Consider the following 13,416-nt stretch of genomic DNA (forward strand, 5'->3'; position numbering starts at 1 on the left):
CCAAATGTTGGGGGCAAAGGTCGAGCGCACGCGTGCAAGAATCCGGTCAGCTTGCGGCCGACCATTGCAAGCGACACACCGGGACACCCCGCCCGTGGACGTTCATCATGTCATGGCAGGTCTCCTGGCTCACAGGTCGGCGCTGGTGTCGGCCTTCCCGAAGCGGGGCTCCAGTGGCATTGTCGACAACAACTCGCTGTTTACAGTTGCGGGGGCAGCGCCGGCATCAATGTCCAGGACATCTCACCGGCTTCCCTCTTAGCTCCCGGTCTTGCGACTCGGGGAGAACCATAACATCTATATTTAGTATCAAATTGCCATCTACAGTCAATAGGTAGATAGCGACATCTTCGCTTGCTCAGAGCGTTGCGGATTGCGGCAACACGAACGGCACGGATTTGCCGGGCAGACCGCCGACCTTGAGCGCACATTCATAAACACGCAGAATGCGGTCATCCGTCAAGACCTCCATGGGCGTACCCACAGAATCGGCCCGCCCTCTGTGCATAACCACGACGCGGTCGGCAAACATGGAGGTCAGGTTGAGATCATGCAGGATCGCGATAACCCCGCCACCGCGATCGGCGAAGTCGCGGGCAATCTGCATGATGATCAACTGATGCTTGATATCGAGGCTCGACACCGGCTCATCGAGAAAAAGAAAGCGGGGCTGGCCGTCCAGCACCGGCTGCCAGACCTGGCAGAGGACGCGCGCCAGTTGCACCCGCTGCTGCTCGCCGCCGGAGAGTTCCTGATAGAACCGCCCGCCGAAGCCCGCGAGGTCGACCCGTTCGAGCGCTTCGTCCGGCAACGTTTCCACGTTGTGCCGCGCGGCGCCGGAGCGGCCGCTGGTCATGCCCAGCTTGACAATCTCGCGCACGGTAAACGGAAAGGACAGCGAGGTGGATTGCGGCAGGATCGCCCGCATGCTTGCCATCTGCCAGAGCTTCAGCCGGTTGATCGGCACACCGTTGATGTTGATGACACCCTCATGCGGCAGGTCGCCGGAGAGTGCGCGCATCAGCGTGGTCTTGCCTGATCCGTTGGGGCCGACGATGACGCAGAATGCGCCCGCCTCCGCATCGAAGGATACATGCTCGACAATCCTGCTTCGGCCGAGAGAGACAGAGACATTGGAAACACGGATCATGATCAGAGGTCCAGAATGCCGCGGCGGCGCAGCAATATCCACAGGAAGAACGGTGCGCCGACGGCCGCCGTGACGATGCCGATGGGCAGTTCGGACGGCGCAACGATGGTCCGGCTGACCGCATCGGCAATCAGCAGCAGGCTGGCGCCAAGGAGAGCGGCGGCCGGCAGGAGATAGCGGTGATCGGGACCGATCACGAGGCGCAGAAGATGCGGAACAACCACGCCGACAAAGCCGATGCCGCCGCTGACCGCAACCGATGCGCCGGTCGCTGCTGCAACCGTGACAATGGCGATGCGTTTGAAGCGCTGCACCGGGATGCCGAGATGACTGGCCGATGCTTCCCCGAGGGCGAGCCCGTTGAGGCCGCGCGCGAGGAATGGCGAAATGACAAGGGCCAGCGCAATGAGCGGACCGGACGCTGCGATCTTGACCCAGTTGGCTCCCGCCAGCGATCCCAGTCCCCAGAATGTCAGGTCGCGCAACTGTTTGTCGTCGGCGATATAGACCAGGACCCCGATATAGGCGGCGGCCATGGCGCCAAGCGCTATGCCGGCAAGCAGCATGGTGGCGATGGATGTCTGTCCGCGCCGGGTTGCGACCCGGTAGAGGACGAGCGTGAAGATGAGGGCGCCGAAAAAAGCGGCAAGCGGCAAGGCGTAGAGACTGAACAGGGCGATCATCGGGGCGAGGAAGGTTCCGCCGAGAACGATGATGCTGACAGCGCCAAGCCCGGCGCCCGCCGAGACGCCGACGATGCCGGGGTCGGCCAGCGGATTGCGGAACAATCCCTGCATGACCGCACCCGATACGGCGAGCGACGCGCCGATCAGCGCGCCGAGAATGACGCGCGGCAGGCGGATATCGTAGATGATGATGCGGTCGCGGACGGAAAGCCCATTGTCCGCCGCATCGGTTCCGGCAATCAATGTCTTGACGACGGAGAGGACCGACGCATCGGATGCACCAAAGGCAAGGCTGAAGACGATGGTGGCGGCAAGCACCAAGCACAGGCAGGCAATGACCATGCGCGCCAATGCCGACCGGTCGCCCTCCGGGCGCAGCCTTCTGCCGCCCCGTGCGGAAGCAAGGACGGCAGGCTTTCTCAAGACGGTCTCACTCATTTGCCGAGTTCGTTGCCGTACATGGCCTGTGCCAGTTCGTGAATTGCCTTCGGCGCGCGCGGCCCGAAGCCCAGCAGATACTGGCCGCCCATGCGGATGATCTTCTTGTCCTTGCCTGCGGGCGTTGCGGCGATCGCCGCATTGGCAAGAAGATCGGCATTGTCGGACGAATGGTCACCGCCGCGGTCCATGACCAGAATGACGTCGGGTTTGGCCGTGATGATCGCCTCGTCCGTCAATGGCTTGTATCCGGGATATTCCGTAATCGCATTGTCGGCACCGGCCAGCGCAATGATGCCGTTGGCGGCTGTCCTGGTGCCGGAGGCCATGATCTTGCCGCCCTGAGCGCTGAGGACGAATAGGACGCGCTTGCGGTTCTTGATGTTTTTCGTCGCGTCCTCGGCCGCCTGCAAATCCTTCTCGATTTGCGATGCCAGCTTTTCGGCTTTTTCATCAACACCAAGGGCTGTGCCCACGGCGCGTATTTTTGCCGGGATGCTTTTCCCCGTATAGTCCTCCGGTACGAAGACAAAGGGGATGCTGGCCTTCTTCAGGACATCAATCGTCTCCTTCGGACCGCTGCCTTCCACGGCAATGATGGCTGTCGGGTTGATCGAAAGAACACCTTCCGGCGACAGCGCACGCATGTAGCCGACATCGGGCAGCTTTTGCGCCGCTTGCGGATAGGTGCTTGTCTGGTCGCGGCCGACAAGGTGCCCCTCCTCTCCCAGCGCATAGATGATCTCCGTGATGGAGTCGCCGATGGACACCACCCGGCTGGCATCGGGAAGACGGCCGGTGACTTCTTCGGCGGATGCCATGCCGTTCGGGGTCAGCAATGCCATCAGCCCGGCGAGTGACGCGGCGAGATGCAGCCTTGCCGGCTTGCTCTGGCGTTTAGCGAACATGGTCATTTCCTTACGCGGCCGAACGCAGGATGCGGGGCAGGTTTTCAACAAGCTGGCGCCAGTCTTCCCGTTCGCCCGAACCTTCGTGGCGCTTGCCGAAGAACTGGATGATCATCTCGCCGTCGGCGCCGTAGGCTTCGAGCGATGTCACATGCCCATCCTTGGTCGGCTTGCGCACGGCCCACAACTCGGCAATGTGGTCGAGGCGTAGATGCATATGAAACGTTTCATCAAGGATATTGAGCCATGGCCCCATCGTCTTGATATTCGCAATCGGACCCGAATGGATCTGGATGCAGCCGCGATTGCCGACAAAGCACATGATCGGTATCTGTTCCTGCACCGCATGCTGCATCATGGCGCTCAAGGCGTCACGATCCAATGCCCAGGCATAATCCTGCCCGATCACCTGCACCGCCTGATGGCGCGTCATCTTCAGCGAGCGCAGAATGCCGAAGAATTCATGCACATCCTTCATCTGCGTCCAGCGATTGCGCAAGCCGTCCGCATCAAGTTCATGAATTTCCGCGGTCTTCTCCTCGGGCTTCGGCAGCGGGGTCAATTCTATGCTTTGCGACTGGTCATCGAGACGCAGCTTGGTGACAAGGGCATGGTAGGCGTCGAGATCCGAAGCGGGCCGCAGATGGATTTTGTGGATTGCCTCACCGGCGGCATCGAAGAACTGGAGACTGCGGCGGGTGAATTCGCCGTCCTGCTTTTCCACCGCAAAGCCGTGCGCCCAGCTGTCGGGAAACAGCCGCAGATCAATCTGTTCGCCCAGGAGCATGGAGGCGTGCTTGCCGACGATGGGCTTGTCGTAGACGCCGATCTTTTCGTGCACGGCGCTTTCGTTGCGCGTCAGCGCCATCACCTCGCCAAGGGTCTGTATCTCGGTCAGGAAGGTTTCGATGCGCGGTGTAATGCGAACAACATTGAGGCCGCAAAAGGCTGCAACCAGATCGGCCTCGGTAATGCCAAGCTGCTGGGCAAGGTCGCGCTCGCGCATTTTGGGATTGTCTTCCCGAGCTTGCCGGATGTCCTGGGGGGCTGGCTTGTGCGTATCAGTCATTGTCTTCGGGTGCCTATCGATGCGTTACTTGTTGAGAATGAGTTTGCCCTGTCGGGTGATTTTGAGACGGTAGAGCGAGCCGGCATGTTCGATCCCTACTTCGTTGGAACCGTCGAACAGGATCTCGCTGCCGTAGACGCGCATATCCGTTTGCCGGACCGGCATGATTTCGCGTGCGAGCGGTGCCAGCCTCGGAAGCCGGACTTGAAGATCGATGATTTGGCGTCGTGACATTGCGGCCAGCCTTTTCGTGCTGTCGCTGCCGGAATGCTTCGGCAACGGATAGTTCAAACTTGACTCGTATGATCATATTTATTACTCAACATAAAGAGGAGTCAACGAGTCAAGTTAGTTGGCGCTTGAAAAACATCACAAAATTGCAAGCAAGCTGACCGCCAGCCCGCAAAATATCCCGGAATTCCGGCTATCCCTCCGCAAGCACCGGCCGGAAATTTCAGAGCGCGATGCGCAATTTGCTGCAGGAGCTGGTTTGAGCATGACCGCTGCTCCAGCCACGATGAAGCCTGCGGCAACAGGGGGGCGTCGGGGCATGAGTCCTCCCCGGCGCCAACCCTGACAAAGAAAAAGGCCCTTGCGGGCCTTTTCCATGGACGGATTGATTGTGTTCGGGTCCGCAAATCAGAACGGCGAATCCGGGAAGTAGAATTCCTTGGCATTGTCCTTGGTGACCAAAGTCGCATCCAGGATGTATTTGCCGCGCACCGGAACCTGATCGTAGAAATTGGCAACCGTCAGTTCAAGCGCCGTTGCGATCATGGATGGCGGATAAAGGACGTTGATCGGTGTCATGGCATCGCCATCGCTGACGCGCTTGATCATGTCCTTCATGCCGGCACCGCCGATAACCATCTTGATATCGGTGCGCTTGGCCTGGCTGATCGCCTCGAGCACGCCGACTGCCATGTCGTCATCCTGGCACCAGACGGCATCGATCTTCGGGAACTTGGTCAGATAGTCCTGCATGACCTTGAAGGCATCATCGCGTGACCAGTTGCCGAACTGCTTGTCGAGCACCTTGATGCCGCTTCCGGCGATGGCTTCGTCAAAACCCTTCTGGCGTTCTTCGTCAATGACGATCGGCAGGCCGCGAATGACCACGACGTCACCGGTGCCAAGCTTGTCCTTCAGATATTTACCGGCGACACGGCCGAGCTCCGGGTTGTTGCCCGCGACATAGAGATCCTGGATCGTCGGATCGGACAGGGCGCGGTCGACAACCGTGACGAACACGCCCTTTGCCTTGACCTGACGGATCGGGTCGGTCAGCTCGTCGGAGTTGTGCGGCAGAGTGACGAGGGCATCGATCCCCTGCGTCGTCAGGTCTTCGAGTGCATTGGCCTGGGACGCACCATCGGGTGATGTCTTGATGGTGATCTTGAGGCCGGGATGGTTGGCCTCGAGAATCTTGGCTGCCCGTTCGGCGTGATAGACGACGCCGCCGGTCCAGCCATGATCGGCAGCCGGAATGGAAACGGCGATATTGACTTTCTTGTCCGCGGCGTGAGCCAGGACCATGCTTGACGCGAGCAGCGCGCCGGCAAGTCCCACGATGAGTTTACGCATATCTCTCTCCCAAATATTCTACGGGCCTTTGTGTCGAGGTCGGCGGGTGGCCCATTCTCCCCCTCCCAAACTTCAATCGCCGTTTATCCCTTCCGCTGCAGTGTCCGCTGCACCAGCATGGCGATGATGATGATGACGCCCTGAACCGCACCGATCAGATATTCACTGACGAAGTTGGACAGGACCATGATGTTGCCGACGATCTCCAGCATGAAGGCGCCGCAGATCGTGCCCCAGATGCGCCCGACGCCGCCTTTGAGCGCCGTGCCGCCGATGACAACCGCCGTAATGGCCTGCAACTCCCACAGCATGCCGGTCGTGGTGGTGGCCGCACCCAGCCTCGGGACGTAAACCACAACAGCAATGGCGACACAGATACCCTGAATGACATAGGTCATGGCGCGGACACGGTTGACGTGGATGCCGGAATAGCGCGCGACGTCTTCATTGGAGCCGACCGCGATGACGTGACGGCCAAAGGAGGTCTTGTAGAGGATGAAGGCACCGAGCAGACCGACCGCAAGAATAATCCAGACCGGTATCGGCAAGCCGAGAAACGTGCCCGTATAGACCGGCCGGAACAGATTGCGCATCTCGCTGGATTTCATCGCAATCGATCCGCCATTGGCCAGCCAGACCGTGACGGAGCGGTAGATGGCCATTGTTCCAAGCGTCACGATAAACGGTTCGATCCGTCCGAGCGTCGTAACGGCGCCGTTCACCAGCCCTGCGCCTGCCCCGACGCCGATGGCGATGACGACACCGGCGGCCAGCATGGCGAAATTGCCGTCGATGGCCGCCGAGTTCAGGAACAGGATCATGATGCCCGCGACAAGCGCGGCCATCGATCCCACCGACAGATCAAGCCCGCCTGCCGAAATCACGAAGGTCGCACCAACGGCGATGATGGCAATGAAGGAGGAACGGGTCAGCACGTTCAATATATTGTCGATGCCGATGAAGCTCGGATTGACCAGGGCGCCCAGAACGAAAAGCGCGGCAAGCGCCAGAAACGGCGCAACCGCGGTCTTGTCGATATCCGCCAGCTTGCGGCCCAGGCCGCGCGTATCGGTATTTGCTTGCGTATCGCTCATGCGGACCCCGTTGCGTAAAGTTCTGCTTCGTTTGTTTTGACGCCGGTGGCGTAGACGACGATCTCATCTTCCGTCATCGCGTCTCCCGAAACCTCGCCGACAATGCGCGAAGAGCGCATGACAAGGATGCGGTGGCAGATGCCGATCAGTTCCTGCATCTCGGAGGAAATGACGATGACCGATTTTCCTGACTTGGCGAGATCGGCGATGAATTTGTAGATTTGTTCCTTGGTGCCGATATCGATGCCGCGGGTCGGCTCGTCAATGATGACGATGCTTGGATCGAGCAGCATCATCTTGGCGAGCAGGAGTTTTTGCTGATTGCCGCCGGACAGCTGGCCCGCGAGCAGATCGCGCCGCCGGGCCCGGATATCGAATTCGGCAATCGCCTTGTCCAGCCCCTGCTCCTCGCGCTTGCGCTCGATGAGCAGTCCTCTGGTGAATTTTTCCAGCGAGGCCAGCGTGAGGTTCATCCGCAGGTTTTGCGCCAGAAGCAGTCCCTTGCCCTTGCGGTCTTCGCTGAGGTAGACGATCCCGGCGGCCATGCTGTCGCGCACGCTGTGAAACCGCACCGGCTTGCCGTTCAGCTTGACCTGCCCATGTCCGGCACGCAGCCCGACAATGCCTTCCAACAGCTCGGTGCGTCCCGCGCCGATCAGCCCGGCAAAGCCGAGAATTTCACCCTTGCGCAGGGCGAACGACGCGCCGCGGGCATAGTCCGGAACATCGAAATTGCTCACGTCAAGAATTGTTTCGCGCGTCGCGGTCTCTTCCCTTTCGGGATAGAGTTTCGACATGTCCCGCCCGACCATCAGCTTGGCCATGTCGACAGGCTGCAAGTCCGAGGCATTGCGGGTTGCGATGAGCTTGCCGTCGCGCAGCACGGTGATGCGGTCGGCGATGGCGGCAACCTCCGGCAGGCGATGGGAAATATAGAGAACCGCCACGTTCTGATCGCGCAGGTTGCGGATCACCTTGAGCAGCGCTTCCGTCTCATAGGGCGTGAGGGATGCCGTGGGTTCATCAAAGATCACCACTCGGTGCGGCACCTGTAGCGCGCGGGCAATCTGGACGAGCTGGCGCCGGGCAATGGAAAGGCGCGAGACGGGCGTTGCCGGATCGATGTCGGCACCAAGCTTGCGCACGGCTTCGGCAGCAAGCCGGTTCATCTCCCGGTCGTTGACCATGAGACCGCGTTTCAGTTCGCGCCCCATGAAAATGTTCTGAGCGACCGTCAAATGCGGGGCGAGCAGGATTTCCTGGTGCACAAGCACAAGACCGCGATGCTCCGCATCGACGGGACCGGCGAGGGTCACGTCTTTCCCGTCCATCGCAACCGAGCCGCGGGTCGGCTGCAGATGGCCGCTCAGCAGTTTCATCAGCGTCGACTTGCCCGCGCCGTTCTCGCCGATGATCGCGTGCACCTCGCCGGGCTGGATGGTGAGGCTGATATCGGTCAGCACTTCCACCGGCCCGAACGCCTTGGCGATGCCCCGGGCTTCAAGCACGGGCAGCAGAGTTGATTGTGTGGCGGGGTCTGAACTCATCTTTCCTGGCACCCCCCTCTGCCCTGCCGGGCATCTCCCCCACAAGGGGGGAGATCAGCCTCCATTATCGCGCAACCATTTTGCAGCGTTGCCCCATGGATAGAGGTATCAATGCCAATGTGATCTCCCCCCCTTGTGGGGGAGATGGCTGGCAAGCCGGAGGGGGTTGATATCCGCTTTTCCATCACACCTTCGTCCAGACACCGCCGGCCTTGGACGATTTGACCGCAGCCTCAATAAACTCCATGCCGGCAAGACCATCCTCGACCGTGGGATAAATCACATCCTTTGGTGTCTTCTTGCCTGTCCGCGCAGCGATGATCGCCTGTGCGGCTTCGGTATAGATATTGGCAAAGCCTTCGAGATAGCCTTCCGGATGACCGCCAGGGATACGGGTGACACGGGCGGCTTCCGGCGACGCGCCAGCCCCGCCGCGGGTCAGCAATTGCTTGGGCTTGCCGAACGGCGTGTACCAAAGATAATTCGGATCTGCCTGGGTCCATTCCAGTCCGCCCTTGGTGCCGTAGACGCGCAGTTTCAGGCCGTTCTCGTGTCCGGGCGCCACCTGGCTTGCCCAGAGCATGCCCTTGGCGCCGCCATCGAAGCGCATCAGGATCTGCACGTCGTCATCGAGCTTGCGGCCTTCGACGAAGCTGGTGAGTTCGGCGCAGAGCTGCTTCAGGGTCAGACCGGAAACAAAACAGGCAAGGTTATAGGCATGGGTGCCGATATCGCCGATGGCACCGCCCGCGCCGGAACGCGCCGGATCGGTGCGCCATTCCGCCTGCTTCGACCCGCTGTCCTCGGCTTTTTCGGTCAGCCAGTCCTGCGGGTATTCGGCCTGTACCAGCCGGATCGTGCCGAGCGCGCCCTTTTCGACCATGGCGCGGGCCTGCCGGATCATGGGGTATCCGGTGTAATTGTGAGTCACGGCAAAAATCTTGCCGGTCTTCTTCACCAGCGCCACAAGTTCCTTGGCGTCCTTGACCGTCGTCGTCAGCGGCTTGTCGCAGATCACATGGATACCGGCTTTCAGAAAAGCCTTCGCGGCAGGTGCATGCATATGGTTTGGCGTGACAATAGCCACCGCCTCAATCCCATCCGGACGCTTGGCTTCTGCTTTCGCCATGTCTTCGAAAGAGCCGTAGGCACGGTCTTCCGCGATCCCGAGCTCCTTCGCCGAAGCCTTGGCACGTGCCGGATCGGAGGAGAGCGCTCCGGCGACGAGTTCGTACTGGTCGTCGATGCGCATGGCGATACGATGAACGGCACCGATGAAGGCCCCCTGCCCGCCGCCGACCATGCCGATGCGGATGCGCCTAGTTGCCGCCTTTTGTTTGCTTGCTTCAATAGCCATTGCCGCTTCCTTCCGTTCCTATACCAGACCAAGGATACGGCGATTGGCCGCGTCGTCGGTTCCTGCGCCAGCGAAGTCATCGAATGCCCTTTCGGTCACGCGGATCAGATGTGCGTTGATGAATTCCGCGCCTTCACGTGCACCATCTTCCGGATGCTTGAGGGCGCATTCCCATTCCAGCACGGCCCAGCCATCGAAATCATAGGCCGTCAGCTTTGAAAAGACGGCGCCAAAATCCACCTGCCCGTCGCCGAGCGAGCGGAAGCGGCCGGCACGGTTCACCCAGGACTGGAAACCGCCATAAACGCCCTGACGGCCGGTCGGATTGAATTCGGCGTCCTTGACGTGAAAAGCCTTGATGCGCTCGTGATAGATGTCGATGTAGTCTAGATAGTCGAGCTGCTGCAGCACGAAGTGCGAGGGATCGTAGAGCAGGTTGGCGCGCGGGTGATTGTTCACACGCTCCAGGAACATCTCGTAGGTGATGCCGTCATGCAGGTCTTCGCCCGGATGGATTTCATAGGCCGCATCGACACCCTGTTCGTCGAGATAGTTAAGGATCGGTGTCCAGCGCTTGGCCAGTTCGTCGAATGCCGCTTCGACGAGACCGGCAGGCCGCTGCGGAAAGGGATAGAGGAATGGCCAGACCAAGGCGCCGGAGAATGTCGGCATGACTGTCAGGCCAAGATGGTTGGAGGCGCGCGCGGCGCGCTTGACCTGATCCACGGCCCATTCCTGCCGCGCCTTGGGATTGCCGTGCACCTCGGGCGCGGCAAAACCGTCCATCAATTCGTCATAGACCGGGTGAACCGCGACGAGCTGGCCCTGCAGATGGGTTGAAAGCTCGGTGATGGTGAGGCCGTGCGAACGGGCAATGCCGGCCACTTCATCGCAATAGGTCTTTGAGTCCGAGGCCTTCTTGAGATCGAACAGGCGTGCATCCCAGGTGGGAATCTGGATGCCCTTGTAGCCGAGGGATGCTGCCCACTGGCAGATCGCGTCGAAAGAGTTGAACGGTGCTGCATCGCCCGCAAACTGCGCGAGGAAAATGGCTGGTCCCTTGATCGTCTTCATGTCTCGTCTCCTCCAATTCATGCGGGGCGCCTCGGGCAGGCACCCCGTCCAGTCTCTGTTCAGGGCATGTTGTCCCTGAGAAAAATATCGATGCGGATATGTTCCTGCCCCGGCACAATGGGACGGCCTTCGCGCAGGGCGGTGAGAATGCGCGCGGTGCTGCGCGCCATATGCCCGACATCCTGGTTGATGAGCGCGTCCACGGTGCCGCGCACCAAATGGCGGCGGGTCGAGGCGGTGAGTTCATGCGCCACGAAAATCACGTCGGATACACGGCCGGTTGCTTCGAGCGCGGCGACAACGCCCGCCTGGCCACCGCCGGCGTTGTAGATGGCGACCAGATCGGGGTGATCGCGCAGCAGCGAGCGGGCGACCGTCTCAACCCGCGCATTCTCGTCCCGTGCTTCCCGCACGGGCAGTACGTCAAGATTGGCGTATTCGCGGGATATGACCTGTTCGAAACCGAATTGCCGTTCCACGTGGTCACGCAGGGCCAGCGAGCCGGCAATCATGCCGACCTTGCCCTCGCGCGGTCCGACGAACCGGCCAATCAGCGATGCGGCGGTGCGCCCGGCGGCATAATTGTCGATGCCGACAAAATGGGCACGGCGCGAATTCGGCACATCGGAAACCAGCGTCAGGACAACCACCCCCCGGTCGGCCAGCGCGTTGATGGCTTCCGTCACGGCGGGATGGTCGAGCGCGACGACAGCGACGCCATCGATGCTGGAGGGCAGCCGTTCAAGCGCGGCCGCAAGGGCCTCGCCGTCGAAAGTATCAACATACTGAATGGAGAGGCGCACGCGTTCCTGCAGCTGACGTTCGCGGGTTACGCGAAACTCCGCATCCAGCGCCTGCATGAATTCGTTTTCGCCGGTCGGCAGGATAATCCGGAAATCATAGTCGCGTCCGCGTGCAAGCCGCGATGCATGCTGATCCGGGTGAAATCCAAGCAGCTTGATAGCCGCATTGACGCGTTCGATGGTGCGCGCATGCACACCATTCCGCCCGTTCACAACTCGATCAACCGTTGCAAGACTGACACCGGCTTCTCGGGCGACGTCTTCAAGCGTCATCTTTACCACGAGAAATCTCCTCCACCTGATATACTAGATTGGAGAAATGAGGTGTGCAACTCTTTTTGACGGGTTTTGATGGGAATTTTGAGGCATGGAATGATGCTGCCTATGGGATGGCTCGGTTCTCCGCCCGGGCGGAGAACCGTTTGCTGTCATTGGAATGCGGTTCTTTCTGCGCGCCGCAGCAAGAGCGCAATGAGGAAACCGGCCCCGGCCGCGATGCCGCCGATCAGGAAGACGCTGCCATACCCGGCCCTGTCCGCGAGGAGGCCTGCCAAGGGTCCCGTCAGGCCGTAAGCCAGATCCTGAAATGCCGAGAAGCCGCCCAAAGCCGTACCGCGCAGATGCGGATCGACAAGATGCACGACCTCGCGGCCCATGGCTGGAAAAATCAGCGAGCATCCGAGGCCTGTCAGAAAGGCCCCGGCAAGCGCAAGGAGCGGATCCCCGGCGCCCCAGATCAGGAACTGGCCGATTGTTTCAACAGCAAGCGAGCCAGCGGCGACCGTCAGCCCGCCGACACGGTCCGGAAGGTGCGAGAACAGCACGCGCACAAGAACGAATCCGCTGCCGAAAGCCGTCAGGCCAAGCGCCGAATAGCTCCAGCTCAGGTCACGGAAGTAGAGCGTGAAGAATGCGCCTATCCCGGCAAAACCGATCCCCTGCAGGCAGACAATCAGTCCGTGCCACCAGATGCGGCCCATCACGCTCAGGAATGGCGGACGCTCGGCATCGGGGTGCGGCGCCACCCCGGGAATGAGCCAGATTGCCAGCAGCCCGAGGCAAGGCAGAATCCCGCCGATTGCCATCACGGCTGTAAAGCCGACATTGTCCAGCAATGCCAGGCCGATCGGGCCACCGATGGCCAGCGCCCCGTAAATCGCCGCGCCGACGAGGGCCAGCACCTTGCCCGAACGGGCGGGGCCGACGAGACCGATTCCCCAGCCAATCACGCCGACGGCGACAAGGCTCTCGCCGAGCCCGAGGAGAAGACGGCCTGCAAGCAGGACGAGAAATGCGATGAAGGGCGTATGGAATGTCAAGCCAGCAAGGAGAGAGGTGACCGCTCCCGCGACGTAGAACATAAGCCCTCGTGCCACAGCGAACTTTGCCCCCAGGCGATCGGACAAGCTGCCGGCATGGCCGCGCGTGACGATCGTGGCCAGAAATGCACTGCCGACGCCCAGCCCGGCCCATACGTTGCTCAGCCCCAGGTCCTTGGAGATGTAGATCGGTATGACTGGCAGAGACATGCCAATGCAGAGATAGGAAATGAAAAGAATTGCGGTCAGCAGCAATAAGCGGCCCTGCTGCGGATCGCGTGTCGATTGGGAAACCATACTATTCTCCGGCATTTCCCGATCGGCGGAGCGCAACAAAAAACGCACTCCGACCGACAGGGATCGTTGAGTGCGTTGGTTAACGTTGAA

The 13,416-nt window shown here is 60.7% G+C and carries 12 protein-coding genes and 1 riboswitch; all 12 genes read right to left on the reverse strand.

Annotation, left to right across the window (positions count from 1 at the left end; all coding sequences use genetic code 11):
* Positions 1-97 precede the first annotated feature (97 nt).
* Positions 98-308: riboswitch (cobalamin riboswitch) on the reverse strand.
* Positions 309-358: 50 nt separating this feature from the next.
* On the reverse strand, positions 359-1,150 hold the full coding sequence (locus ACTJJ7_RS03410) for a heme ABC transporter ATP-binding protein (RefSeq protein ID WP_440965360.1): 792 nt from the start codon (positions 1,148-1,150) through the stop codon (positions 359-361).
* Between the two features lie 2 nt (positions 1,151-1,152).
* The gene (locus ACTJJ7_RS03415; RefSeq protein WP_105733742.1) at positions 1,153-2,274 is read right to left on the reverse strand and encodes a FecCD family ABC transporter permease; all 1,122 of its coding nucleotides are present in this window, start codon (positions 2,272-2,274) and stop codon (positions 1,153-1,155) included.
* The gene (locus tag ACTJJ7_RS03420) at positions 2,271-3,188 is read right to left on the reverse strand and encodes a heme/hemin ABC transporter substrate-binding protein (RefSeq protein ID WP_440965362.1); all 918 of its coding nucleotides are present in this window, start codon (positions 3,186-3,188) and stop codon (positions 2,271-2,273) included. Before ACTJJ7_RS03420 ends, ACTJJ7_RS03415 begins: the two co-directional genes overlap by 4 nt.
* A 4-nt stretch (positions 3,189-3,192) precedes the next feature.
* Positions 3,193-4,251 carry a hemin-degrading factor gene (locus ACTJJ7_RS03425; RefSeq protein WP_440965364.1) on the reverse strand — a complete coding sequence of 353 codons (1,059 nt, stop codon included), beginning with the start codon at positions 4,249-4,251 and terminating at the stop codon, positions 3,193-3,195.
* A gap of 24 nt (positions 4,252-4,275) precedes the next feature.
* The gene (gene hemP / locus ACTJJ7_RS03430; RefSeq protein ID WP_223614931.1) at positions 4,276-4,416 is read right to left on the reverse strand and encodes a hemin uptake protein HemP; all 141 of its coding nucleotides are present in this window, start codon (positions 4,414-4,416) and stop codon (positions 4,276-4,278) included.
* A 474-nt stretch (positions 4,417-4,890) separates the two neighbouring features.
* Positions 4,891-5,835 carry an ABC transporter substrate-binding protein gene (locus tag ACTJJ7_RS03435; protein ID WP_105733745.1) on the reverse strand — a complete coding sequence of 315 codons (945 nt, stop codon included), beginning with the start codon at positions 5,833-5,835 and terminating at the stop codon, positions 4,891-4,893.
* A gap of 83 nt (positions 5,836-5,918) precedes the next feature.
* Complete coding sequence (locus tag ACTJJ7_RS03440) at positions 5,919-6,929, reverse strand: ABC transporter permease (RefSeq protein ID WP_105733746.1); 1,011 nt, start codon at positions 6,927-6,929, stop codon at positions 5,919-5,921.
* Entirely contained in the window at positions 6,926-8,476 is a 1,551-nt protein-coding gene (locus tag ACTJJ7_RS03445; RefSeq protein ID WP_440965366.1) for a sugar ABC transporter ATP-binding protein, read from the reverse strand. Before ACTJJ7_RS03445 ends, ACTJJ7_RS03440 begins: the two co-directional genes overlap by 4 nt.
* A gap of 184 nt (positions 8,477-8,660) precedes the next feature.
* Entirely contained in the window at positions 8,661-9,833 is a 1,173-nt protein-coding gene (locus ACTJJ7_RS03450; RefSeq protein ID WP_440965368.1) for a Gfo/Idh/MocA family protein, read from the reverse strand.
* 18 nt (positions 9,834-9,851) lie between these two features.
* Complete coding sequence (locus ACTJJ7_RS03455) at positions 9,852-10,907, reverse strand: sugar phosphate isomerase/epimerase family protein (RefSeq protein ID WP_440965370.1); 1,056 nt, start codon at positions 10,905-10,907, stop codon at positions 9,852-9,854.
* A gap of 59 nt (positions 10,908-10,966) precedes the next feature.
* The gene (locus ACTJJ7_RS03460; protein ID WP_440965503.1) at positions 10,967-11,983 is read right to left on the reverse strand and encodes a LacI family DNA-binding transcriptional regulator; all 1,017 of its coding nucleotides are present in this window, start codon (positions 11,981-11,983) and stop codon (positions 10,967-10,969) included.
* Positions 11,984-12,138: 155 nt separating this feature from the next.
* A complete protein-coding gene (locus ACTJJ7_RS03465) occupies positions 12,139-13,326 on the reverse strand; it encodes an MFS transporter (protein ID WP_440965371.1) in 1,188 nt (395 codons plus the stop codon).
* Between the last annotated feature and the right edge of the window lie 90 nt (positions 13,327-13,416).

Source organism: Phyllobacterium sp. 22229 (genome assembly GCF_052056495.1).
In the GTDB taxonomy this organism is placed as follows: domain Bacteria; phylum Pseudomonadota; class Alphaproteobacteria; order Rhizobiales; family Rhizobiaceae; genus Phyllobacterium; species Phyllobacterium myrsinacearum.